The sequence below is a fragment of the Pseudomonas sp. MWU349 genome, assembly GCF_017947325.1.
Lineage (GTDB): Bacteria > Pseudomonadota > Gammaproteobacteria > Pseudomonadales > Pseudomonadaceae > Aquipseudomonas > Aquipseudomonas protegens.
Genome location: NZ_JAFEVP010000002.1, coordinates 92,058 through 116,758 on the forward strand (window position 1 = coordinate 92,058; position 24,701 = coordinate 116,758).

The following is a 24,701-nucleotide window of genomic DNA, read 5'->3' on the forward strand; positions in this document are numbered from 1 at the left end:
GCCCATGTTCGGCGCGACGCTGTGGTTGACCCTGGCCACCCTGACCGGGCTGGCCGCCGGCTTTGCCCGGGAATGGCTGCTGGTGGCGGCCTGGGGCGCCGGTGGCCAGAGCGACGGTTTCCTGGTGGCGATGTTCCTGCCCGAGGCCCTGCGCATGGCCCTGGCTGCGGGCCTGCTGAGCGCCGCCGCACTGCCGCTGTACCAGCAGCGTTCGCCCGGAGAGCAACAGGCCTGGCTCAGTGCCCTGGCCCCCCGCCTGTTGCTGTGTGGCCTGCTGCTGGCGCTGCTGCTGAGCCTCGGCGCACCGCTATGGGTACGCCTGATCGGCCCCGGCCTGGGCAGCGACGGTTATGCCCTGGCCAGCGGCGGCCTGCACTGGCTGGCCTGGTGCGCGCCGGGGTTCATTCTTCACGGCCTGTTCTGCATACCTCTGCAGGCTCGAGCCCGCTTTGTCCTGGCCGGCCTGGGCTCGCTGCTGTTCAACCTGCCGCCGGTGATCTACCTGGCAAGCCTGCACCATGCCGCCACCCCCACCGGGCTGGCCGCGGCCTGTGTGCTCGGCAGCCTGCTGATGCCAACGGTGCTGTTGCCGAGCCTGCTGCGCGATGGCTGGCGGCCCTGGCGCATGCAGGCCGCGCCCGGGGCCGGGCGCGAGTTGTTGCAACGCATCGGCCCTCTGCTGAGCAGCAACCTCGCCAGCCAGGGCCTGGCCCTGCTGGAGCGCATGGCGGCCTCGTTGCTGGGTGAAGGGGCGGTTACCTGGATCAACCTGGCGCGCAAGCTGATCAACCTGCCGCTGATCGCCCTGATGAGCCTCAACCAGGTGCTGCTCGGGCTGATGAGCGGCAGCAGCGGCGAACAGCGCCTGGACCTGCTGCGCAAAGGCCTGAGCAGCGCCACCCTGCTGACCATTCCTGCGGTGGTCGGGCTGATTGGCGCCGCCGCCGCGCTGGTGCACCTGCTGCTGCCCAATCAAGCGGTGGACAGCCCCTTGCCGGAGCTCTTGGCCTGGTTCTCGGTACCGCTGATGTTCGGCGCCTGGAACGCCCTGCTGGCGCGCTACGCCTATGCCGCCGGCGACACCCGCATGCCGCTCAATTGCGAACTGGCCGGCAGCCTGCTCAATGCCCTGCTACTGGCGGCACTGCCGTATTTCCTCGGTTTGATCGGCATCGCCCTGGCGGCGATCTGCGGGGTGATCCTCACCGGCCTGCTGCTGATGCGCCGCCAGCAGTTGCTGGGGCTGGTGCCCTGGCGCAGCCATTGGCTGATCGGCCTGGGTGGCATGGCCCTGGCGGCGCTGTTCCTGCATCCGCTGACCTCGATCTGGTGGCAACTGGGCCTGAGCAGCGCCTGCGGCCTGCTGCTGTTGCTGATCCTCGCGGCCTGGCTGCGGCCCTGGCGCCAGAACCTGACCTGAACCGGAGGCTTGGACAATGTCGACACTGCGCGTGGCCTGTGTGATTCCCACCTACAACGGCTGCCAGGACCTGGCGCGACTGCTGGATTCCCTGGAAATCCAGAGCGCGCCCTTCGATACCCTGATCGTCGACTCCAGCTCCAGCGACGGCACCTACGAGCTGGCGTTGGCACGCTGCGCCAATGTGCTGCGCATCGACAGCCGCGACTTCAACCACGGCGGCACCCGGCAACTGATGGTGGAGCGCAACGCCGACTACGACCTCTATGTGTTCATGACCCAGGATGCCTACCTGGAGGATGCCGAAGGTCTCGCCCGCATCGTCGCCCCCTTCGCCGACCCGCAAGTGGGAGCCGTGTGCGGTCGCCAGTTGCCGCACCTCGATGCCAGCCCCCTGGCCAGCCATGCGCGGTTGTTCAACTACCCGCCGACTTCCCAGGTGAAAAGCCTGGCCGATGTGCCGGCACTGGGGATCAAGACCGCCTTCATGTCCAATTCGTTTTCCGCCTACCGGCGCGAGGCGCTGATGCAGGTCGGCGGCTTTCCCAACCATGTGATCCTGTCCGAAGACATGTATGTGGGCGCGAAGATGCTTCTGGCCGGCTGGAAGGTCGCCTATGAAGGCAGCGCCTGCTGCCGCCACTCCCACAACTACAGCCTCAAGGAAGAGTTTCGCCGCTATTTCGACATTGGCGTGTTCCATGCCCGGGAACCCTGGATCCGCCAGGCCTTCGGTGGCGCCGGTGGCGAAGGCCTGCGCTACGTCCAGTCCGAACTGCGCTTCCTCGGCCCCGGGCGCCTGGGGCAGTGGCCCGGGTCGCTGCTGCGCAACGCGGTGAAGCTCTTCGCCTACAAACTCAGCCAGCAGGAACGCTACCTGCCCCTGGGCCTGAAAAGAAAGCTCGGCATGTACAAGCGCTATTGGGACAGCCCCTATGCCTGAACCGAGCCCCCAAGCCTAAAGTGAATTTTCTGACCGAAGAAAGAGAATCACCTGAATTGACCCTGCGGGGCCAATCAGTGACTGTGCATGTCAGGCACTGACGCCTCATACAAGGAAGTGCACCGTCATGAAAGACAAGGAGTTTTATCCGCAAGCGCGATCACCGCTCAAGCATCTGCAGGGCCAGCCCTGGGGGGCCACCCGCTCCCCCCGGGAGCTCGACCTGCCTCTTTCCTCGCAGCCGCTGCCGCGTCATTGTCGGCACCTGTCGTGGCTCAAGCGCCTGGCCAGGGCGGTACTGGCCGCTGCACTGCTGGCGGGCCTGGTGACCTGGGGTTTGCACAGCCGCTTCGGCCTGTTGCTGCTGTTGCTGCTGCGTTAAACCGCTCGGCGCGGGCCGGTGGCAGCCGGGCCCGCGCTGCCGGGGTCAATCCAGCACTTCACTCAGGGGAATGAAGTTGACCCGATCGCCCTGCACCAGGGTCCGCCCTTCAAGCACCTCCACCAGCCCTTCGGCCCAGGCCGCACTGCGCAACACGCCCGAACTCTGGTTGCGGTAGATAATCGCCTGCCCGTTCTCCAGGCGCCCCCGCAGGTATTCGCGGCGATTGCCGGGCTGGGGCCAGGCAAAACCCGCCGGCACCTGGAAGCTCAGGGGCTGTACCTGCTGCACGCCCTGGCGACGCAACAGGTAGGGGCGCGCCAGCAGGGCGAAGGTCACCAGGGTCGATGCCGGATTGCCCGGCAGGCCGATCACCGGCACACCGCGAAAATGGCCGAAGGTCAACGGCTTGCCGGGCTTGATCGCCAGTTTCCACAGGGCCAGCTCGCCCTCTTCGCGCAGGGCGATGCCCAGGAAGTCCGCCTCTCCCACCGAGACACCACCGGTGGACAGGATCAGGTCGACCTCCCTCAGTTCCGCCAGGCGCTGGCGGGTCGCGGCCAGATCGTCAGGGAGGATTCCCGCATCCAGCACCTCACAGCCCAGGCGCTGCAACCAACTGCACAGCACCACCCGGTTACTGTTGTAGATCTGGCCCGGCCCCAGGGGTTGGCCAGGTTCCACCAGTTCGTCGCCGGTGGACAGCACCGCCACCCGGACCCGGCGCACCACTTCAAGCTCGGCGCACCCCAGGGAAGCAGCCAGGCCTTGCTCGATCGGCCCCAGGCGAGTGCCTGCCGCGAGCACCTGCTCGCCCACCGTGGTTTCCTGACCCTTGGGGCGAATGTTCTGACCCAGTCGCAGAGGCTCGCTAAACAGCACGCGCTGATCGTCCTGGACCTGGGCGTTTTCCTGCATCTCGACGCAGTCCGCCCCAGCCGGCACCGGCGCACCGGTGAAAATCCGCGCGCAGGTCCCGGGCTGCAGTGGCTCAGGCGACTGACCGGCAAAGATCCGCTGACTGACCGGCAGGGGTTCACCCCGCCAGTCCTCCAGGCGCAGGGCGTAACCGTCCATGGCGCTGTTGGGCCAGGGCGGCAGGTCCAGGCTGGAGATCAGCGCCTCGGCCAGCACCCGGCCCTGAGTCGCCGCCAACGGCAAGCGCTCACGCTCGAGGATGGGGGCCGAACCGGCCATCGCCAGCAGGCGCTCCAATGCCTCTTCCACCGGCATCAGGGCCCCCTGCTTGCCCGGCTTACCCACGGGATTCACAGGGTGCCGCCTGTTTCAGGTGAGGAACGAAATTGCACGGCCGGTGCCGCGAATCCAGCTGTTCGGCGAGGATCCCGTCCCAGCCGGTGCGTACCGCATTGGTGGAACCGGGCAGGCAGCACACCAGGGTGCCATTGGCCAGCCCCGCCAGTGCCCGGGATTGCACAGTGGAGGTGCCGATATCGGCGACCGATATCTGCCGGAACAGTTCGCCAAAGCCGTCGACCTGCTTGTCCAGCAGGCAGGCCACGGCTTCCGGGGTGCTGTCACGGCCAGTGAAACCGGTCCCGCCGGTGATCAGCACCACCTGCACCACGTCGTCGGCAATCCAGGTCGCGACCTGGGCGCGGATCTTGTACAGATCGTCCTTGAGCAGCACCCGTGCCGCCAGACGATGGCCAGCAGCGCCCAGGCGCTCGACAAAGACCTGCCCGGAGGTGTCGGTTTCCAGGGTGCGGGTGTCACTGACAGTCAGTACCGCAATATTCAGCGGCGCAAAAGGTACATCAGCCTTGGCTTTCATAGGCTCGATCCAAAGGTAGGAGAAACAGCCCGTTGTTATATCACAGCGCTCCGGCCTGCCGCCGCTGTGGCCTCGGCAATAGACGCCGATGGGTGGACGCTGCTGCGAACTCGGCTAATCTGCCGCGGCGAACGCCTGCGATCTGCCCGGCAACGTGGCAGAATGTCCCTGGCCAAGGAACTTGCAGACGTTGTATACGTCTGAAGACCAGCACTCAAAAGTACTCATTTCGGAGACACACAATGACTCAACGGACCCTCGCCACTCTCATGCTCGCACTGGGCCTGGCCACTCTCGCCGGTTGCGCCTCGCCGACAGTGATCACCTTGAATGACGGTCGCGAAATCCAGGCCGTCGATACCCCTAAATTCGACAAGGATTCCGGTTTCTACGAGTTTGAACAGCTGGACGGCAAGCAGACTCGCATCAACAAGGATCAGGTCCGTACCGTCAAAGAGCTGTAAGCCTGACGCTAGTCGACCTGAATACAATAAAACCCGCCTGGTGCGGGTTTTATTGTTTCTGCGCCTGGGGTATTCACCACTGCAGGCTGATGCGGCTCTCGAACTCGCGTTCCTGCCCGGTCAGCGGGTCGATGAAACGCAACCCCTGGGCCAGCAGCTTCAGCGGCCGGGCATAGTCGTCCTCGATGTCCTTGAGCACCTCGGGATAAAAGGGATCGTTGCAGATCGCCGCTCCGAGGGCATTCATATGCACCCGCAGTTGGTGCTTCTTGCCCGTTACCGGGTACAGGGCGTAACGCCACAGCTCGCCGTGTTTCTCCCTGACCTCGATGGCTGTTTCGGTATTGCTTGGCCCCGGTGCTTCCTGCATGCGGAAGAAGGGCTCACCGTCCACCAGCCGGCTCTTGTGCAGCAGCGGAAAGTTCAACTGCGGCAAGGCAGCGGCAATCGCCTCGTAGCGTTTTTCTATCTTGCGGGTGGGAAACAGCGCCTGATAGGCCGAGCGACTGTCTGGGTTCGCGGAGAACAGCACCAGCCCAGCCGTATGCCGATCGATACGATGCAGGGGCACGAGGTGCGGGTTGCCCAGGCGCCGGATCAAGCGCCGCAGCAACGTCTGCTCGACGTACTCTCCTGCCGGGGTCACCGGCAGAAAGTGCGGCTTGTCCGCCACCACCAGATGCTCATCGGCGTAGAGGATGGTTTCCTCGACCGGAATCACCTTTTCATCCGGCACTTCGCGAAAGTAGTGAATCCTCAAGCCTTCGCGATAGGCCAGCTCCAGACTGATGGGCTGGCCCTGCCCGTCCAGCACCCGGCCACGGGCGATACGGTCCAGCCATTGTTCGCGGCTGATGGCCTTGAAGTGATCACACAGGCAATCCAGCACCGTCGCCCAGGAGCCCGGGGGCAGGTACAGGGTACTGGCCTGATGCTGTGCAGCGGAAAAAGGTGCGGATGACATACAAAAAGCTCGAAGGATCAATGCAGGGCGGCATTATCCAACAGCCGCCACAAGGAACCTAGGAACAGTTTCCGAGGTTTCAGGCGCAGGACTGCTTGGCCTGGGCCGCGGCCTCGGTGAACTCCTTGAGCCAGCGCAGGACATCCACCGCCTCCCAGCGACCCGGATCGTAGAGGGCGTACAACAGCCCCTGGTAGCCCACCACGTCCAGTTGCCGGTGGTAGCCCGCACGCTGGAACAAGGCTTCGATCTCGGCAAAGCAGGTATTGAAGTGCAGCTTGTTGAAGGGCGTCTTGCCTTCGGTGACCAGCCCGTCCAAGCGCAGCTCAAGCACTGCTTCACGCACCACATCGGTGGGCATGCTGTTCACGCTGTTTTTCAGTTGTTCGACATTGACCATCATTTATTCCTTTAACGGTTTGAAGCGTCCACCACACTCATCAGGGCTGCTTGCGCCCCACATAACTGACCACCCACAACACCACGCCCCAGATCTCGATCGAGCCCAGGTCATCCAGAACGATGGAGGGGATTGAAGGGCGCGCCGCCTTGAGCAGCAAGCCGCCACGAGGATCGGGCGCCAGCAGGCGCAGCGAGTATTCACTGGCGCCCTGGGCCCGAACCACCAGGTACTGGTCGACCGCCGGAGTGGCCGAGCGGTCGACGATCAACCGGTCACCAGGGTAGATGCCGAACCCCAGCAGGTTGTCATCGTCCACCAGCAGGCCATGGATCTGCGGCGCGCCCAGGCCCAGGGTCCGGTCGAGGGAAAAACCGCTGCCGCTGGGACCATCGGCCAACGCGGCAGGCTCGCTGTCACCCAGCGGCGCAAAGCGGGCTGGCAACGGTTGCGAGCGTTCGGTACCGGTCAGGAAAGTGAGAGACATGGCGAGGCTCCTCGATAGCTGTATATGCATACAGTAAACCAATCGAAGGCTCTCGCCAATGAATTCGCGCGATGAGCGACGGGCGGAAACCCTGCCCGCCCCCCTGGTGCATCAGCGCAGGAAGGCCACCACTTGCTCGGCGTCGAAGGGCCAGCCCAGCTCGGCGCCCGTATCCACCCGGCGCAGTACCGGGATGCGCAGGCCGTAGCTGTCGAACAGTTGCTGGCTGTCGGCGATATCCACCAGTTCGACCATCAGGCCGTGTTCCACCAGGGGCATCAGCTCGGCCTCGGCCAGTTCGCACAGGTGGCATCCAAGGGTGCCGAACAATTGGCATTCAGGGGGCATGACGGGCAACCAAAAAAGAACAGGTGCCTATTCTAGGCCCGAGAGAAAAAGCCGTCGACCAAGCGCCCTCAGAGAATGAAACGGACCCGGCGACTGGCCATGATCAACAGCGGCGCAACACCAAAGGCCAGCAGCAGGACCAGCCCGGCCATGGCGTTGCCATAGGCCATGCCCAGGGACAAGGCGCCGAAGATGAACCAGGGATGCACGTAATACACCGCCGAGGACAGCTTGGCCGCGAAGTTGCTGTGGGAGGCCCGGAAGTACACCTGGGGCAACAGGAACAGGGCCGGGGCAATAACCAGCAACGAGGCGAGGAAGTCGAAGTTCTGCTCTACATCGGCGCGCAGGGCGAAGTTCAGCGCCGCCTCGGCCAGGATCAGCCCCAACCCCAGCACTAGCCAGCAGCACACCCCGCGCCGGCTGAGCCGCTCTGCCAAGCGATGCCGGGCACAAAGAAAGCCGATGGCCATGAACGGGAAGCCCATGAACAGGAAATTGCGCGCGGTGTAGTCGTTCTGATTGAAGTGCTGGAGAAAGCCGTTGGGCAGTTCGTAGTAGACCCGCGCGTACTGCAGGCCCAGACCGATGAGGAACGCCGTCAGGGCCAGGCCGATCAGCGCGCTTGAACGCCAGCGACGCAGCACCAGCAGCATCGCTGCGCCGCCGAGCATGCCCACTAGGTACCAGAGGTGGAAATAGCCGATCAGCAGCTTCTTCACGACCCCCAGCACCCCGCCCAGGCTGGCGATCGTGATCGGGTCGATGTACTGCGGGCTGTAGACCAGCATCCAGAACAGGTAGAGCAGAAGGCCGCGCTTGAACCACTGGGCGAAGGAGTGGCCGCTCTCCAGGGTCTGAAAGAGGTAGTAGCCGTTGATGATGAAGAACGTCGGCACCGCCACCCGGAACAGGCCGTTGCACAGCAGGTAGCCGACCCAGGTGTAATTGCCCCCCAGCAGCTTGCAGTGCAGCGCCACCACCATCACCGCCAGCAGGACTTTCAGCGCGTCGAGGTTTGCGTTGAGCACTTTCGGCATCGATGGCTACCCGAGTAAGCAGGAAGGACCGGACGACTACACCGGATCGTAGTGTTTGCCACTGGGGGCGGTACTGAACCGGCGCTTGCAGTAGGCCGTGGCGCGATCGAGGATCGGCTTTTCATAAAAGTGATAGCCCACCCAGCCATAGCAGACCACCGCCGTCATCATCAGCACGATGAAGGCCAGGTTATCCACATAGCTCTCGGGCCAGGCGCCGATCACCTGCCAGGCCCGGCCGACAACCCCCAGCACCAGCAAGTGGGACAGATAGATGGTGTAGGACATATCACCGGTGGCTGTAAGAAACCCTGGCATACGGATCAGTTGCCGTCGTTCCAGCAAGGCCAGGGACAGGGTCAGGGTACCGAAGGTCAGGCCCACCGCGAGCATCCTCGGCAGGCCCTCGGTGAAGAACAGCTGGTAGGCATAGATCAGCGGAAACCCCACCAGCAGAGCCGCCGCCAACGCGGCCCAGACCAGCGCTGTCGGCACCCTGGCGCTATGGGGTCCGTAGAAGAACAGCGCCAGGGCACTGCCGGCAATGAACTCCAGGGCGTAGGGGTGGAGGATGATCTTCAGCGCCGGGGAATAGTCCTGCCAGTTCTGCAGCAGGTTGAACACCACCAGCGCCACCGCCCACAGCAGCAGGATCAGCGGCAGGCGCTTTTCCTTGAAGAACAGGAACAGGGTGAACATCAGGTAGAACCACAGCTCGAACAGCAGCGACCAGGCCACCATCACCAGCAGCACCCGGTCGTTGGGCAGCAGCAGGAAGGACATCCACAGGTTGGAGCCGCCGTGGGAGCTGTTCACCAGCGTCGGCTGCCACAGATACACCCCCAGGGTGATGAAGAAATACAGCCAGTAGGTGGGGTAAATGCGGGACAGGCGGTTGAACAGGAAGCGCTGAGTCTCGACGGTTTTCTGAAAGCGCCCACGGCTGACGATGACCATCACGAAACCGCTGATGACAAAGAACAGGTCGACCCCGAGCTGGAAGAAGTTCAGCATGACCGGCAGCAGGATGTCACCGCCCGAATACTTGATTTCCACCGACATCATGTGGAACAGGACCACGCCCAACACCGCGGCGCCCCGCAACCCTTGCAGTGAATACAGACGCTCCATACACCTCTCCGACACCTCACTGGCAGGGTCCTGTGGATAACCCCATCACCCGGGCACCGCCTTTATCGACAGTTTCTGAGCATAGCGAAGGCTCATGAATATGAGACATTCTCGACAAACAATGACCTGAATCAGCGTCACTCTCTGCGGCCCGGGTAATCCTCGCGCCTTTTTTGCCTCTAGGCTTGCCTTGCCCGCCCCCTGTCCGGAGATGCCCGTTGTTTGCCAATCTGCTGATCATTCTTGCCTCCTCGCTGGTGGTGATTGCACTGTTCCGGCGCCTGAGCCTGCCCCCGGTGCTGGGCTACCTGTCGGTGGGCCTGATGGTCGGCCCCACTGCGCTGGACTGGGTCAACGACAGTGAGGACCTGCCCGACCTGGCGGAACTGGGGGTGGTATTCCTGCTGTTCTCCCTGGGCCTGGAGTTCTCCCTGTCGAAAATGCTTGCCCTGCGCCACGTGGTGTTTGGCCTGGGCAGCCTGCAAGTGCTGTGCACCGGGTTGATCCTCGGGGTACTCCTGGCGCTGTTCGGCATGCCCCTGACCGCAGCGCTGATGCTCGGCGCCGGGCTGGCCCTGTCCTCTACCGCCATCGTCAGCAAGGAACTGACCAGCCTGGGCGAGATCTTCAGCAGCCACGGGCAGAACGCCATTGGCGTGCTGCTGTTCCAGGACGTGGTGGCGGTGCTGTTGCTGACCCTGGTGCCGGTCTTCGCCGGCAGTAGCGAGCACGCCTGGTACTGGGCCCTGCCGGCGACCCTGGGCAAGACCGTGGTGCTGTTCGTCGGCCTGCTGCTGGCCAGTCGCTGGCTGCTGCCGCGGCTGTTCCATGAAGTGGCCGCCTCGCACTCCGCCGAACTCTTTGTGCTACTGGCCCTGGTGATCGTCCTGCTCACCGCCTGGCTCACCCACCTGCTGGGCCTGTCACCGGCCCTGGGGGCCTTCCTCGCCGGCATGTTGCTGGGGGAAAGCCATTACCGGCATCAGATCGAGGCCGACATCCGCCCGTTCCGCGACATTCTCCTAGGGCTGTTCTTCGTCAGCATCGGCATGCTCATCGACCTGCAACTGTTCATCGACCATGCCCTGCTGATCACCGGCCTGACCCTGGCCCTGCTGCTGATCAAGGGTTCGGTGGTGGCAACCCTGCTCAAGCTGCGCGGCAGCGATGGCGAAACCGCCTGGCGCAGCGGCCTGGCCCTGGCCCAGGGCGGTGAATTCTGTTTTGCCCTGATGGCGCAGATGCAACTGAGCCAGATGATCCCGCCCCACATCAGCAGCCTGCTGCTGGCCGCGACCTTCTGCTCGATGCTGGTGACCCCGCTGTTGCTGCGAGCGGCGCCGGCCATCACCGCCCGCCTGCACCGCAAGCCCAACCAGGCCGCGCAACTGGAGGAAATCAGCGCGCAGAACGCCGAACTGCAAGGCCATGTACTGATTTGCGGGTATGGTCGGGTCGGCCAGTCCATCGGCCGCTTCCTGCGCCACGAGCAACTGCGCTACATCGCCCTGGACGATGATCCGGTGCGGGTCCAGGAAGCGTCTGCGGGAGAAAGCTGCGTGCACTACGGTGACTGCCGGCGCGGCGATCTCCTGGCCGCAGTCGGCCTGGAACGGGCGCGGCTGCTGGTGATCGCAGTGGACAAGAGCGACATCGCGCTGACGGTGCTCAAGACGGCGCGCCGCCTGGACCGCACAGTGCCGATCCTGGTGCGCACCCGCGATGACAGCCAGTTGGCGGAACTCAAGGCCGCCGGCGCCAACGAAGTGGTGCCCGAACTGCTGGAGTCGAGCCTGATGCTCGCCTCCCATGCCCTGATCATGCTCGGCCTGCCGGAACAGCGGGTGCAGCGCACCGTGGATGAAGTGCGCCACAGCCGCTACCAACTGTTGCACGGCTTCTATCACGGCACCCAGAACAGCGCCCAGGACAACCGCGAACCGCCGGCGGTACAGATGCACGCGATCAACCTCGACGCCGATGCCCACGCCTGCAACCGGCCACTGCAGGAGTTGGGCCTGGAGGCACTGGGCGTGGATGTACGCGGGGTGCAACGCGATGGCAACGACCTGCCGCTGAACCCCAGCCCGCGCCTGCAAGCCGGCGACCGGGTGCTGGTGTCCGGCCCGCAGGCGGCCATCGAGGCTTGCGAAGCACGCCTGCAAGCCGGTTGAAGCCACCCAGCCCAACTCCCGGGCGGCGGGCGCCCAGGGTCATCAATACCAGGGGCGTCGTCTCAGTCCTGGCTCACCGCGCCGATCTTGTGCAGCGACAGGTCGGCGCCGTAGTACTCCTGCTCCTGGGTCAGGCGCAGACCGCAGACCGCCTTGATCACCCCATATACGGCCAGGCCGCCCAGCAGCGCCACCGCCACCCCGAGGCCGGTGCCGATCAACTGGCTGATCAGGCTGACCCCACCCAGGCCGCCCAGGGCGCTCTGGCCAAAGATCCCGCAGGCAATGCCGCCCCATACACCGCACAGGCCATGCAACGGCCAGACCCCGAGCACGTCGTCGATCTTCCATTGGCTCTGCGCGGCGATGAAGCACCACACGAACAGCGCTCCGGCAATGGCGCCGGTGATCAAGGCGCCCACCGGATGCATCAGGTCCGAGCCGGCGCAGATCGCCACCAGCCCGGCCAGCGGACCGTTATGCAGGAAGCCCGGGTCGTTGCGGCCAACGATCAGCGCCGCCACCGTGCCGCCCACCATGGCCATCAGCGAGTTCACCGCCACCAGCCCGCTGACGCCCTGCAAGGTCTGGGCGCTCATGACGTTGAAGCCGAACCAGCCGACAATCAGGATCCACGAGCCCAGGGCCAGGAACGGAATGCTCGACGGCGCGAACGCCACCAGCTTGCCGTCGCGGTAGCGGCCATTGCGCGGCCCCAGCAACAGCACCGCGGCCAGGGCCAGCCAGCCGCCCATGGCGTGCACCACCACCGAGCCGGCAAAGTCATGGAATCCGGCACCAAAGCGCTGCTGCAACCAGGCCTGCACCCCGAAGTTGCCGTTCCACACCAGCCCTTCGAAAAACGGGTAGACAAAGGCCACGATCAGCACCGTGGCGCACAATTGCGGCACAAAACGCGCGCGCTCGGCGATGCCACCGGAGATAATCGCCGGGATCGCCGCGGCGAAGGTCAGCAGGAAGAAGAACTTCACCAGGCCGTAGCCGTGATCGGCACTAATTACCGCTGCCGGTTGCAGGAAGCTCACGCCGTAGGAGATCCAATAGCCTATAAAGAAATAGGCCAGGGTCGAGACGGCGAAGTCGCTGAGGATCTTCGACAGCGCATTGACCTGGTTCTTCTGCCGGACGGTACCGACTTCGAGGAAGGCAAAACCGGCGTGCATGGCCAGGACCATGACCGCCCCGATCAGGATGAACAGGGTGTTGGAACCGTGGACCAGGGTGTCCACAGCGCTTTGCAGATTTTCCATGGAGTAGGCAGATCCGAAATCGGCCAGCCGTTCCCTGGCAGGGCGCCCCGTTCCTTGCACCAAGTTGGCTCCCGAGCGCGCCATTGCACGCATTCGGTGAACCGTTTTGGCGCGCCGGCGGCGGCACGACAAACCACGGGATGGGAACTGACCTGAGGTTATGGTTTTCTTGGCCAGGGTTGACGCGGGCTACAGCGCGACCCTCGCTCGTTTTCGGCGCAGGCCCGGGGCCTGGCGCACCAGGACAAAGCAAAAGCTGTACCAGACAATTGCAGTGAACCTTCGCCCAGGGCTCACACTCATAGCTCACACAAGCCACTAACGGAGATGGAACCATGGCCAGCAAAACGGCAAAGACGGCTCAAGAAGTACTGATGGCGGATTTTCAGGCACTGGTCAGTGACACGGAGCGTCTGCTGGAACACACCGCAACCCTGGCCGGCGACCAGGCCGACGAGTTGCGCGAGCAGATCCACGACAGCCTGCTCAAGGCCCGGGAGACCCTGCAACTGACCGAAGACTCCCTGCGCCAGCGCGGCCAGGCAGCGGTCACCGCCGCCGAGGACTATGTGCAGAGCAACCCTTGGCAATCGGTGGGCATCGCCGCCGGCGTGGGCTTCCTGATCGGCCTCCTGGCGACGCGGCGCTGATATGGCTATCGGCGAATCCACTTCGTCCGGCAGCGGCCCGAGCGCATCTTCACGGCGCCTGGGGGCGGCAGTCCTGGGGCTGCTGCACAGCCATGTCGAGCTGTTCGGCATCGAGTTGCAGGAGCAGAAAGCACGCACCGTAAGCCTGCTGCTGTTCGCCGGGCTGGCCCTGGTGTTCGCCCTGCTGTTGCTGGTGGGGCTGTCGGCGCTGGTGCTGATCCTGTTGTGGGACAGCTATCGCCTGGCTGGAATCATCGGCCTGTGCGTGTTCTACACCCTGGCGGCGATCTTCTGCGGATTGCGCCTCAAGGCAGCGATCTTCGATGAATCCTCACCTTTCCACGCCACCCTCGAAGAGCTGGCCAATGATCGGGAGCGCCTGCTGCCATGAAACTGCCTGAAGTCCCGCAAAACACTTCACGCCGGGAAATGCGCAAGGTACTGATCCGCCTGCGCATGGAAATGCACCGCCAGGAAATCCGCCACGAGTCCCAGCAACTGCTGCAACCCCTGCGACGGGTTCGCGGCCTGGGGCAGAGCTGGCAGGAAGGCTTGGGCATCAAGCACGCCCCGCTCTGGGGCATGGCGGTGGTGACGCTCCTGGGCTTCATCACCGGCAAGGGCGCCAAGAGCGGTGGCGCCAGCGGCCTCACGCGCCTGGTTCGCCTGGGCACCACGCTGGTGCCGCTGATCAAGCTGGTGATGCAAGGCTCCTCGCGCAAATCCTGAGCGGCCCTATCTGGCTGCATTCTTGCTAAGCAACCCGGATCGGCCCCTTTACCCAGGGGCCGGTTCGTGGCCGCCTACCCGCCAGCCACGGCCCTACTCCACCCAGACTCTTTTAAGGAGGCCCTGTGATCGACGGGCAACCGCTCGCCTGCTTCCAGCCCTTCATCGACACCGCCACCGGGCGCATCGCCGGGGTCGAAGCCCTGGGCCGCCTGCGCCAGGACAATGGCCAACTGGCGTCCGTGGGGCCGCTGTTCGCCGATCCTCGAACCCCCTCCAGCGCCCTGCGCCGCCTTGACCGGCTGATCCGCGACGACGCCCTGCAGCGCCTGCACGAGGCACCCGCGGACTGGTTCCTGAGCCTGAACATTTCCCCGCGCTGGATCAGCCGCCTGCGCCCCGGGCAGCCCTTGCCCAGCCTCAAGCAATTGCAGCAGAACCGCGTAGACCCGCGGCGCATCGTGTTCGAGATCACTGAACTGGGGGGCAACAGCCAACGCCTCAGCGAAGTGGTGGCCCGCTATCGCCAGGCCGGGGCACGGATCGCCATCGACGACTTCGGCGCCGGCTACTCGCAACTGGACCGGGTACTGGCCCTGCAACCGGACATCCTCAAGCTCGACATGCGCCTGTTCCAGGCCGCGGCCCGGGGCGGCCCCAGCAGCGACGTGGTCAAGGCCCTGGCGCAGATGGCGGAGAAGACCGGCTGCTGGATCATCGCCGAAGGTGTTGAAACCGAAGCCGAACTGGATTTCGCCCTGGAGTGCGGCTCGCGCTATGTACAGGGCTTCCTGTTTGCCCAGGCCGAGCAACAGTTTTACCCCAGCGATGCCTTCGTCCAGCCCTTCGCCCGCCTGCGCGAGCGCTACGTGCGGCACAAGCTGGCCGAACGCAACCGGCTGATGCGCATGCGCCTGCAACTGGCCGAACTGATGAACCTGCTGCAGGCCTGGGCCCAGGCCCAGGCGCCCATCAGCCAACTGCCCCGGGTCGAGGCCTTTCCCTGGCTGCTGCGTTTCTATCAGTGCGACCGCCACGGCACCCAACTGACCCCGAACCTGGAATGGCGCCACAACAGTTGGCAGGCCGACAGCAGCTACGTCGGCCACAACTGGTCCTGGCGCCCGTACTTCTATCACCTGCTGGCCGAAGGCTGGGAGGAGCGGCGCCTGACCCTGTCCAACACCTACCGCGACGCCACCAGCAACCAGTATTGCCTGACCGCCGGGCAGTTTTTCGACAACGGCCAGCGCCTGCTGCTGATCGACATCGACGCGGCCGGCCTGTAACCCCGCCCCGCTTGCCGGCGAACCCAGCGACACGATGGATGCACGAATTGCGGGCCCTTTCGCCGGCAAGCCGGCTCCTACAGGTGGGGCGCAGGCCACGCCATTTCCGCCTAGGCGCTGGCTTGCCAGCGAAGGCGTCGACACAAGCGCAGGCCATGCGCCTCTTGCGGCCACGCTCTAGAAACCGGAAGCTCTGCCCTTCAGTTTTTTTCGGAGAGACCCGCCTTGGATTGGCAGACCCTGCTCAACCGCGAACGCCTCGGAAAGCCAGTGCACAGCCCGGAAGAACTTGGCCGTAGCCCTTTCCACAAAGACCACGACCGCATCATCTTCTCCGGCGCCTTCCGCCGCCTGGGGCGCAAGACCCAGGTGCACCCGGTGTCCAGCAACGACCATATCCACACCCGCCTGACCCACTCCCTGGAAGTCAGCTGCGTGGGTCGCTCCCTGGGCATGCGCGTCGGCGAGACCCTGCGCAGCGCCCTGCCCGACTGGTGTGAGCCCAGCGACCTGGGAATGGTGGTGCAATCGGCCTGCCTGGCCCACGACATCGGCAACCCGCCCTTCGGCCACTCCGGGGAAGACGCCATCCGCCACTGGTTCCAGCAAGCCGCCGGGCGGGGGTGGCTGGATGCGATGAGCGAGGCCGAACGCCAGGACTTCCTCAACTTCGAAGGCAACGCCCAGGGCTTCCGGGTGCTCACCCAGCTCGAATACCACCAGTTCGATGGCGGCACCCGGCTCACCTACGCCACCCTCGGCACCTACCTCAAGTACCCCTGGACCGCGCGCCATGCCGACTCCCTGGGCTACAAGAAGCACAAGTTCGGCTGCTACCAGAGCGAGCTGGCGCTGTTGGAACAGATCGCCCACAAGCTGGGCCTGCCCCAGCTGGAAGACCAGCGCTGGGCCCGGCACCCGCTGGTGTACCTGATGGAAGCGGCGGACGACATCTGCTACGCCCTGATCGACCTTGAGGACGGCCTGGAGATGGACCTGCTGGAGTACGCCGAAGTCGAGGCGCTGCTACTCGGCCTGGTGGGCGACGACCTGCCGGAAACCTATCGCCAGCTGGGCCCCAGCGATTCGCGCCGGCGACGCCTGGCGATCCTGCGAGGCAAGGCCATCGAGCACCTGACCAACGCCGCCGCCCGGGCCTTTGTCGAACAGCAGGACGCCCTGCTGGCCGGCACCCTGCACGGCGACCTGGTGGAGCACATGCATGGTCCGGCCAAGCGTTGCGTACTCAATGCCAAGGATGTGGCGCGGCGCAAGATCTTCCAGGACAAGCGCAAGACCCTGCACGAGATCGGCGCCTACACCACCCTGGAGATCCTGCTGAACTCCTTCTGCGGCGCGGCGCTGGAACAGCACGGCGGCAAGACCCCGTCGTTCAAGAACCGGCGGATCCTCGATCTGCTGGGCAATAACGCACCGGACCCGAACTGGCCGTTGCATACCTCGTTCCTGCGCATGATCGACTTCATCGCCGGCATGACCGACAGCTATGCCAGTGAAATGGCCCGGGAAATGACCGGGCGCTCCAGCCCGCAATAACCGTCATTCATCAAGTGCCCGGCCACTGTGCCAGGCACTTGATATGACCTGCGACATCCAATCTTTAACCAAGGGTATCCCCTACCCTGAATACCGCCGTATAGCTTTCTATACATTGGCAATTTCACCGGCGATACCACCAGAAACCGTGGGCGCGGCGCAGAATTTTCACCGCCAAGGTATCTAAGGATATCCCCTAGCAACAACATCACGATCAAAAAAGAACAACAATAGAGCAACTACTCAAACACAAAGAGCATGTAGCCGAAAACACTTGGCGCTCGCAAGTTGATATACGCACTGACGATTACAGAATTAAACATTCGGTTAGCCACTCAACCAAACATCCTACCTTTGAATAACTCACCCGGACGCCACACCCCTTGCCAATCAAGGCCGGCAAGGAAAATCCGTTAGCCTTCTATGCATTTACAATTTACGTACAAATAGCCTTTTGGGTTTCGGATAGTCTCGATTTCACAGGCTATTCCCACCGCTGACCGCCCCCGGAAAATTTAATTTTGCGCTGCGCTGTAACGTTTCCACTGCAACTCACTCAACCCTTTTGTCATACCTGAAATTGCACTAACCCATCCGGCACTTACTCAGGAACTGTCACTTCCGAGCACTTGAGCACTGATACCTCCGATATAACTATCGAAGGTATTTAGCGCTCACAGGGCAGAACTAAAAGCGACGCCACTAGTTGAGCCTCATACCCGGCTTCCCGAGTGTCTGTCACTTCGTCTTATTACAGTAAGGATGCCAAGTGCCCTATTCATTACGCACTGACCGCTCCCTTTTCCCCCACACCAGCACTTGGTGCCTGGGACTGCTGCTGGGCCTGACGTACCTGACGCCGGCCCTGGCCGATAACCTGCAACCGGGCCAGGAAGCCCTGCGCCTGCAGCAACAACAGCAACGGGACCTGCAACAACTGCAACTGGAACAGCGCCAGCGGCAGATGCAGCGCGGCAGTTTCAGCAGCACCCCGGCGGCCCCCAGCCAACCCGCGCAGGCTGCCAGCGACGAGCGCTGCTGGCCCCTGAGCGGCACCCGCATCGGCGGCGTCAGCCTGTTCGACAAGGCCCGGCTCAATGACTACATCAAACCGTATGTCGCGCCGTGCATGGGGGCCAACCAGATCAACCAGCTGCTGGCGGCCATCACGCGCCTCTATGTAGAGGCCGGCTACATCGCCAGCCGCCCTTACCTGGCCAGCACTCCGGCGGCCGGGCACAGCCTGGATATCCTGGTGGAGGAAGGCTACGTCGAAGCCATCGAACTGGCCGACCAGAGCCTGCCGGTGTCCCTGCGCGGCGCTTTCCCGGGCATGCTCGGCAAGCCCCTGTACCTGCGGGACCTGGAGCAGGGCCTGGATCAACTGAACCGCCTGCGCTCCCTGGACCTGACTGCCGACATCGCCCCCGGCAGCCAGCCTGGCGCCTCGCGGATCATCCTGCGTTCGCGCAGCAGCGCCGCGCGCTGGGGCCTGGGCCTGGGGGTGGATAACCTGGGCAGCGCCGGCACCGGGCGTGACCGGCAGTCGATCAACCTCAACCTCGACAGCCCGTTGCAGATCAACGACGCGCTGAACCTGAACTACAGCGACACCCTCAACCACGGCCCGCGCTACAGCCGCAGCAGCAGCCTGTTCTACTCGGTGCCCTACGGCTACTGGACCTACAGCCTGTTCGCCAGCCATGCCGAATACCGCGCGCCGCTCAAGCTGCCCCGCACCACCTTGTACAACAGCGGGCGCACCGACATGGTCAGCGGCCGCGCCGACCGGGTGCTGTGGCGCGACCAGAGCCACCAGCTCAGCGCCAACCTGCAACTGGCCTACAAGGACGTGGACAGCTACCTGCAGAAGGCCCACCTGCAGATCCAGAGCCCGACCCTGACCGTGGCCGAAGCCGGGCTCAACCTGTTCTGGCTCGACAGCGCAGTGTGGAACCTGGACGTCAATTACGCCCAGGGCCTGACCTGGTTCGGCGCCGACCGCGACTCGCAGCAGGTACAGCGCAACCTGCCCCAGGCGCAGTTCCGCAAGTACCGCGCCGGCCTCAGCCAGTGGCGCAACGGCCAACTGGGCACCCAGCGCTGGCAGTGGCAGAGCCAACTCTCGGCGCAGTACAGCCCGGACCCGCTGCCAGCCATCGAACAGCTGCTGGGCACCGACGATTCGGCAGTGCGCGGCTATCGCATCAACAGTGCTTCCGGCGCCATTGGCGCGGTATGGCGCAACACCCTGCGCCTGCCGCTCGACAACGACCTGCCGCTCAAGATCACCCCGCGCCTGGGCCTGGACAACGGCTGGATCAAGGCCGAGCAAGGGGCCCAGAGCAAGCACCTGAGTGGCGCCAGCCTGGGCCTCAACCTGGCCTGGAAAAACGTCCAGGTCGACCTGGACTACCAACGCAACCTCAACACCCCGGAAGGTTTCCGAACGGAGCCGGAAGTCTGGCTGGCCAGGTTCAGCCTGCAGATTTGACCCGACCGCCGATTAGCCTGAATCAACCGACGAACCTGAGCATCACGCGCCGTTGCCCCCTTAGAAAGCAACGCCCGGCTCACCCCACTCAGAACGAGGTTCTCATGCCTGACAACACTCACAGGTTCCACCTTTCGCCCCAGGGCACATTGCGCTGGACCATTGCCGGCCTGCTGCTGGTCTCCCATCTGCCCCTGGCCCTGGCCGGCGGGATCACCGTGGCCGAGGGGCCCGGCGGCATCCCCCAGCTGCAAAACCAGGGAGGCGTACCCATCGTCAACATCGTCGCGCCCAATGCCGGCGGCCTCTCCCACAACCAGTTCCTGGACTACAACGTCGGGCAACAGGGCGTGGTACTGAACAACGCCTTGCAGGCCGGGCAGTCGCAACTGGCCGGGCAACTGGCGGCCAACGCACAACTGCACGGCCAGGCGGCCAGCGTGATCCTCAACGAGGTGATCAGCCGCAACGCCTCGCAACTCAATGGCGCCCAGGAAATCTTCGGCCGCGCCGCCGACTTCGTGCTGGCCAACCCCAACGGCATCTCGGTCAATGGCGGCAGCTTCATCAACACCCCCAATGCCAGCCTGGTGGTGGGCCGCCCGGAACTCCAGGACGGCAAACTGCAAGGGCTCAACACCCAGGATGCCCGCGGCCAGTTGGCTATCCAGGGCGGTGGCCTGCGCAACGCCGAGGGTTCGATCAACCTGATCGCCCCGCGCATCGACAGCCAGGGCGCCCTCAAGGCCCGGGACCAACTGAATGTCACCGTCGGCCGCAACCAGCTGGACTACCCCAGCGGCCAGGTGCGTAACGTCGACCCGGCAAGCCGCACCCAGGAGCAGCGCATCGACGCCAGCCTGTTCGGTGCCATGCAGGCCGGGCGGATCAATATCGTCAGCACCGCCGAAGGTGCCGGGGTGCGCGTTGGCGCCGTCCAGATGGATGGCCGCGACGGGGTCAAGCTGAGTTCCGCCGGTGACCTGGACATCCGTGGCCAGGCCGTGGACAACAGCCTCGACGCGATCCGCGCCGGGGTCAGCAGCCAGGGCGACATCGAGCTGCACGGGGCCAAGGACCTGACCCTGGCCGCCACCGATGTCAGTGGCCGCAACGTCAAGCTCGACGCCGGGCGCAACCTGACCCTGAGCAGCATCGAAAGCCGCAAGCTCCAGGAAAAACGCCAGCAATGGGAAAACAGCACCATCGGCATCACCTGGGAAACCTACGACAGTACCCACACCGACAGCGACAGCCGCCAGCACGGTAACAAGGTCGTCGCCCGGCAGGATGCCGAGCTGAATTCCGGCGCCAGCACCCAGATCCAGGGCAGCAGCGTCGAGGCCGGCAATCGCCTGAGCGCCCAAAGCGGCGGCGACCTGCGCCTGACCGCCGCCACCGAGACCCAAACCCAGCGTGACCAGGGCCAGCATCGCAAGCACCTGTGGAAGGAAAACTGGGACAACGCCAGCAGCGAGCAGCGCACCGTCACCAGCCAGCTCAAGAGCGGCAAGCAGCTGGCACTGACCAGCCAGCAAAAACTGCAACTGCAGGGCGCCGAGCTACACAGCCAGAGCGACATCCTGCTGAGCGCCAAGGACGTCGACATCACCAGCGCCAGCCGCCAGCAGAACCAGAGCAACCAGCGCTACTCCGGCGACCTGGTGGGCGGTGGCTTCTTCGGCAAGAACGCCGACGGCGGCCAGGGCAAGACCCAGAACCAGGGCAGCAAGGTCAATGCCGACGGCAAGCTGATCGTGCGCGCCGACAGCGTACGCATCAGCGGCAGCCAGGCCCGGGGCGGCACCGAGGCCAGCGTCATCAGTGACAAGGGCGCGCTGACCATCGACGGCGTACAGGACACGTCCCACAGCAACAACCACAGCAAGGACAGCAAGTTCTTCGGCATTGCCAAGGACGAGAGCCGCCAGCAGAACAAGGGCAGCACCACGGTCGGCAGCCAGGTGCGCTCGGACAGCAACCTCAAGTTGCAAAGCGCCGAGGACCTGACCGTCAGCGGCTCCCAGGTCGCCGCAGCAGGAGCACTGGACGCCAGCGCCAAGGGCACGATCAAGGTCGCGGCCGCCGAAGACACCCGGCACGACAGCAGCAGCACCCAGAAGCGTGGCTTCGACGCCTACGCCAAGGAAAACGCACCCGGCACCGGCCAGTACCGGGCTGGCGTGCGCTACCAGGATCAGCAGCGCAACGACAGCAGCGACAGCACCCGGCAACAGGGCTCCAGCCTCACCGGCGGCACCCTGGCGGTCACTGCCGGCGAAGATCTCAAGGTGCAAGGCAGCGACCTTGCGGCCACGGCCGGCGACGCCAGCCTGAGCGGCAAGCATGTGCAGTTGTTGGCCGCGGACAACACAACCCAGAAGCACAGCGACAGCACCACCACCGGCGGCGGCTTCTATTACACCGGCGGCCTGGACCGGGCCGGCAACGGCGTGGAAGTGGCGCACAACAGCACCCAGGACAGCAGCAGCAAGAGCACCGCACAAACCAGCAACATCGGCGCCAGCGGCAACCTGACCCTCAACGCCGGCAACCGCCTGACCACCGAAGGGGCCCAGGTCAAGGCTGGCGGTACCTTGCAGGTCAACGCCGGCGAGGTGGTGAACAAGGCCGCCCGCAACAGCGAAACCAGCCACCACCAGGACAACAACTGGGCAGTGGATGTCGGCGCCAACGTTGAATACAAGGGCGTCACCCGGCCGATCGAGAAGGCCATCCAGGGCGTGGCCCAGCGCAAGTTCCATCAACCGGGAGTGCTCGATGCCCTGGAACAGCCCAACGTCGGGCTGGACGTGGACGTCAGCCACCAGAACCGCCAGCTGGACAGCAGCAGCGGCACCGCGGTGGTCAGCCAGTTGAGCGGTGGCCAGGTCGAGGTCAAGGTCAAAGGCCAACTGCAGGACCAGGGCACCCAGTACCGTGCCACTGATGGCGCGGTGAAAATCAGCGCCGACAGCCTGCTGGCCAGCGCCGCCAGCAACAGCACCAGCAGCAGCGAACAGGCCCTGGATGCCAAGGCCGGCGTGCGGGTCTACACCAATACCGGCGAGGACCTGAACATCCGCGGCAGCGGTGCCGGCGGCAGCAGCACCGTCACCAGCAGCAAGGACCAGGCCCAGGTCGGCAGCTACAACGCCAGCCAGGGCGTGGACATCCAGCTGGCCGGCGACGGGCGCTTCGAAGGCAGCCAGTTCAATGGCGGCCAGGGTGGCGTGACGCTCAAGAGCGGCGGTGAACTGGCGCTGAACCAGGCCAATGACCGCCAGAGCAGCAGCCACTCCAGCCTGCGTGGCGACGCCTCGCTGACCCTGGGCACCACCCCGGGTAGCAACGGCAGCAACCTCAACCTGGGTGCCGGCGTCCAGTTGGACCACAAGAGCCTGGAGCAGCAGGACAACCAGGCGCGGGTCGCCAGCATCCAGGGCCAGGGCCCGGTGCAGCTCGACAGCGGCGCCAACCTGACGCTGCAAGGCACGCAGATCGGCAACGCGGCACGGCCTACCGGCGATATCCGCCTGGACGCTGGCGGCAAGCTGGACCTGCAAGCCGCCGTGGACACCCACGCCAGCCAGGGCAGCAACCTGGGTGGCGGGCTCACCGCCGGTGCCAGTAAAACCAGCAGCGAGCAAAGCAGCGGCAAGAGCGCCAACCTCAGCGCCAACTTCAACATTGGCCGGGTTTCTGAAAACGACCAGAGCCAGCGCGGCGCGCAACTCTACAGCCAGGGCCCGGTCCTGCTGGGCAGCGCCGCCACCGGCGACGACGCGATTCACTTGCAGGGCACCCGGATCGACGCCGGCAAGGTCGTCCTGGATGCGGCCCAGGGCGGCATCTTCCAGGAGTCGGCGCACTCTACCCAGGCCCATGACAACTGGGGCCTGACCCTGGGCGCCGGTGGCAGCATGGGCAAGACCACCCTGGCCGATGCCAGCGAGCACGACTCGCCAAAAATCGACCGCGGGATCAACGCCCGGGCCAAGATCGACGTCGACCAGCGCCAGAGCACCACCCAGCACAACAGCCTGATCAAGGCCGACCAGGTGGTCCTCAACAGCGCCGGCAACGTGCATCTGGCCGGGGCCAACATCGACGCGCAACGGGTCGATGGGGCCATCGGTGGCCGCCTCGACATCGAAAGCCGCCAGGACCGCCTGCGCAGCACCCAGGTCAATATCGACGCCAAGCTGGAGGTGGCGAAGAACCAGCCCGGGCTGGTGGACAAGCTGGCCAAGCCGACCGGCCCGCTCAAGGACGACCTGAAGGCCAAGGCCGAGAAAGGCTTCGACAAGCACCGCGAGAAACTGGAGAACGCCGTGGACAAGGGCGTCGACAAACTCGGCTCGGCCAAGGACAGCGTGGTCGCCCAGGCCAGCAACGCCAAGGAGCGCCTGGGCGAGAAGCTCAGCCGCAGCGGCAGCTACGACGTCAACCCCGAGCCCCGTGGCGCCTTTGGCAACGGCGTGGACAAGGCCAAGAGCTACCTGGCCGACAAGGCCGACGCCGTGGGCAATGGCTTCTCCAGCCTCAAGGACCGCTTCTGGCCGAAAACCAGCGACAGCTACTCGGTCAGCGAGAAGAACACCACCGGCAGCAAGGTGGCCAACACCGCTGAGGGCGTGCTGTTCGGCGACAAGAGTGGCAACACCTCCTACACCCCGACCTTGAACCTGGGCTTCAGCCATGCCGGCAAGGACAGTGTGGAGCAGGCCTCGGGCATCCGTGGCCAGCAAGGGGTGAACCTGCGGGTCAGCGGCGAAACCACGCTCACCGGTGCACGCATCGGTGCCAGCGAGGGTCGGGTCGACCTGGGGGGCTCCAAGGTCACCAGCAACGCCCTGGCCGGCTCGGACTACCGCGTCGACGCCGGGCTCAACCTGTCCAAGTCACCGGTCAACCTGGCCCTGGGCGCCGGTAGCGAGCTGACCCGCAAACAGGACGAGGCCACCAGCAAGGACCAGGTGTTCAACCTCGGCCCGCTGCGCGTCGGCGGCCACAGCAACAACCAGCTGCTGCAAGCCGGCATCGATCAGAAAACGCCATGAGGCCATGGCCGCCCTCCTTCCTGGGAGGGCGGCCTGGGTGCCCCACCCTGTTGAACTTCCATTAGATGCCAACTGCCTGTAATCCCTCCCCTTATTCTGT

At 64.7% G+C, this 24,701-nt stretch carries 21 protein-coding genes; 12 read left to right on the plus strand and 9 right to left on the minus strand.

All coding sequences use genetic code 11. From position 1 onward, the window contains the following. Positions 1-4 precede the first annotated feature (4 nt). The 3 genes from KCG88_RS07545 (at position 5) to KCG88_RS07555 (ending at position 2,745) form a co-directional block, all read left to right on the plus strand. Complete coding sequence (locus tag KCG88_RS07545; RefSeq protein WP_047337457.1) at positions 5-1,420, plus strand: lipid II flippase MurJ; 1,416 nt, start codon at positions 5-7, stop codon at positions 1,418-1,420. Positions 1,421-1,436: 16 nt separating this feature from the next. After that, positions 1,437-2,363: a glycosyltransferase family 2 protein gene (locus tag KCG88_RS07550; protein WP_011062494.1), complete on the plus strand. Its 927-nt coding sequence runs from the start codon at positions 1,437-1,439 to the stop codon at positions 2,361-2,363. A 127-nt stretch (positions 2,364-2,490) separates the two neighbouring features. Beyond that, the gene (locus KCG88_RS07555; protein WP_011062495.1) at positions 2,491-2,745 is read left to right on the plus strand and encodes a hypothetical protein; all 255 of its coding nucleotides are present in this window, start codon (positions 2,491-2,493) and stop codon (positions 2,743-2,745) included. Positions 2,746-2,790: 45 nt separating this feature from the next. On the opposite strand, the gene glp is transcribed toward KCG88_RS07555, so the two are convergent. Together glp and moaB are read right to left on the minus strand one after the other, a co-directional pair. Beyond that, on the minus strand, positions 2,791-3,978 hold the full coding sequence (gene glp, locus KCG88_RS07560) for a gephyrin-like molybdotransferase Glp (RefSeq protein ID WP_210712429.1): 1,188 nt from the start codon (positions 3,976-3,978) through the stop codon (positions 2,791-2,793). A gap of 22 nt (positions 3,979-4,000) precedes the next feature. Further along, on the minus strand, positions 4,001-4,540 hold the full coding sequence (moaB, locus tag KCG88_RS07565; protein WP_015636514.1) for a molybdenum cofactor biosynthesis protein B: 540 nt from the start codon (positions 4,538-4,540) through the stop codon (positions 4,001-4,003). Positions 4,541-4,782: 242 nt separating this feature from the next. Here moaB and KCG88_RS07570 point away from each other — a divergent pair, with 242 nt between their 5' ends. Further along, a complete protein-coding gene (locus KCG88_RS07570; protein ID WP_047288174.1) occupies positions 4,783-5,004 on the plus strand; it encodes a YgdI/YgdR family lipoprotein in 222 nt (73 codons plus the stop codon). Between the two features lie 73 nt (positions 5,005-5,077). Here KCG88_RS07570 and KCG88_RS07575 read toward each other — a convergent pair whose 3' ends face one another. From KCG88_RS07575 to KCG88_RS07600, 6 genes are all read right to left on the minus strand, one after another. Beyond that, positions 5,078-5,968, minus strand: coding sequence for a pseudouridine synthase (locus KCG88_RS07575; RefSeq protein ID WP_047288176.1), 891 nt, complete (start codon positions 5,966-5,968; stop codon positions 5,078-5,080). Positions 5,969-6,047: 79 nt separating this feature from the next. Next, the gene (locus tag KCG88_RS07580) at positions 6,048-6,368 is read right to left on the minus strand and encodes a hypothetical protein (RefSeq protein ID WP_011062499.1); all 321 of its coding nucleotides are present in this window, start codon (positions 6,366-6,368) and stop codon (positions 6,048-6,050) included. A gap of 40 nt (positions 6,369-6,408) precedes the next feature. Continuing rightward, entirely contained in the window at positions 6,409-6,855 is a 447-nt protein-coding gene (locus KCG88_RS07585; RefSeq protein ID WP_047288178.1) for a S24 family peptidase, read from the minus strand. Positions 6,856-6,966: 111 nt separating this feature from the next. Continuing rightward, a complete protein-coding gene (locus KCG88_RS07590) occupies positions 6,967-7,203 on the minus strand; it encodes a glutaredoxin family protein (protein WP_011062501.1) in 237 nt (78 codons plus the stop codon). A gap of 68 nt (positions 7,204-7,271) precedes the next feature. Then, positions 7,272-8,243 carry an acyltransferase gene (locus KCG88_RS07595; RefSeq protein ID WP_047337460.1) on the minus strand — a complete coding sequence of 324 codons (972 nt, stop codon included), beginning with the start codon at positions 8,241-8,243 and terminating at the stop codon, positions 7,272-7,274. A 36-nt stretch (positions 8,244-8,279) separates the two neighbouring features. Further along, positions 8,280-9,374 (minus strand): acyltransferase, encoded by a 1,095-nt coding sequence (locus tag KCG88_RS07600; RefSeq protein ID WP_047288183.1) that lies wholly within the window; start codon positions 9,372-9,374, stop codon positions 8,280-8,282. Between the two features lie 218 nt (positions 9,375-9,592). Between KCG88_RS07600 and KCG88_RS07605 the strand changes: the two genes are divergently transcribed. Continuing rightward, positions 9,593-11,548, plus strand: coding sequence for a monovalent cation:proton antiporter family protein (locus tag KCG88_RS07605; protein ID WP_210712172.1), 1,956 nt, complete (start codon positions 9,593-9,595; stop codon positions 11,546-11,548). A gap of 62 nt (positions 11,549-11,610) precedes the next feature. On the opposite strand, the gene KCG88_RS07610 is transcribed toward KCG88_RS07605, so the two are convergent. Next, the gene (locus KCG88_RS07610) at positions 11,611-12,819 is read right to left on the minus strand and encodes an ammonium transporter (RefSeq protein WP_210712173.1); all 1,209 of its coding nucleotides are present in this window, start codon (positions 12,817-12,819) and stop codon (positions 11,611-11,613) included. A 335-nt stretch (positions 12,820-13,154) separates the two neighbouring features. Here KCG88_RS07610 and KCG88_RS07615 point away from each other — a divergent pair, with 335 nt between their 5' ends. From KCG88_RS07615 to KCG88_RS07645, 7 genes are all read left to right on the plus strand, one after another. After that, positions 13,155-13,469, plus strand: coding sequence for a YqjD family protein (locus tag KCG88_RS07615; RefSeq protein ID WP_011062506.1), 315 nt, complete (start codon positions 13,155-13,157; stop codon positions 13,467-13,469). A 1-nt stretch (position 13,470) separates the two neighbouring features. Further along, entirely contained in the window at positions 13,471-13,860 is a 390-nt protein-coding gene (locus KCG88_RS07620; RefSeq protein WP_011062507.1) for a phage holin family protein, read from the plus strand. Then, positions 13,857-14,198 (plus strand): hypothetical protein, encoded by a 342-nt coding sequence (locus KCG88_RS07625; protein ID WP_047288190.1) that lies wholly within the window; start codon positions 13,857-13,859, stop codon positions 14,196-14,198. Before KCG88_RS07620 ends, KCG88_RS07625 begins: the two co-directional genes overlap by 4 nt. A gap of 125 nt (positions 14,199-14,323) precedes the next feature. Next, positions 14,324-15,487, plus strand: coding sequence for an EAL domain-containing protein (locus tag KCG88_RS07630; protein WP_047288193.1), 1,164 nt, complete (start codon positions 14,324-14,326; stop codon positions 15,485-15,487). 225 nt (positions 15,488-15,712) lie between these two features. Beyond that, positions 15,713-17,044, plus strand: coding sequence for a deoxyguanosinetriphosphate triphosphohydrolase (locus KCG88_RS07635; protein WP_047288195.1), 1,332 nt, complete (start codon positions 15,713-15,715; stop codon positions 17,042-17,044). 826 nt (positions 17,045-17,870) lie between these two features. Beyond that, positions 17,871-19,538, plus strand: coding sequence for a ShlB/FhaC/HecB family hemolysin secretion/activation protein (locus KCG88_RS07640; protein ID WP_246882646.1), 1,668 nt, complete (start codon positions 17,871-17,873; stop codon positions 19,536-19,538). Between the two features lie 104 nt (positions 19,539-19,642). Then, positions 19,643-24,601 carry a hemagglutinin repeat-containing protein gene (locus KCG88_RS07645; protein WP_210712175.1) on the plus strand — a complete coding sequence of 1,653 codons (4,959 nt, stop codon included), beginning with the start codon at positions 19,643-19,645 and terminating at the stop codon, positions 24,599-24,601. Positions 24,602-24,701 lie beyond the last annotated feature (100 nt).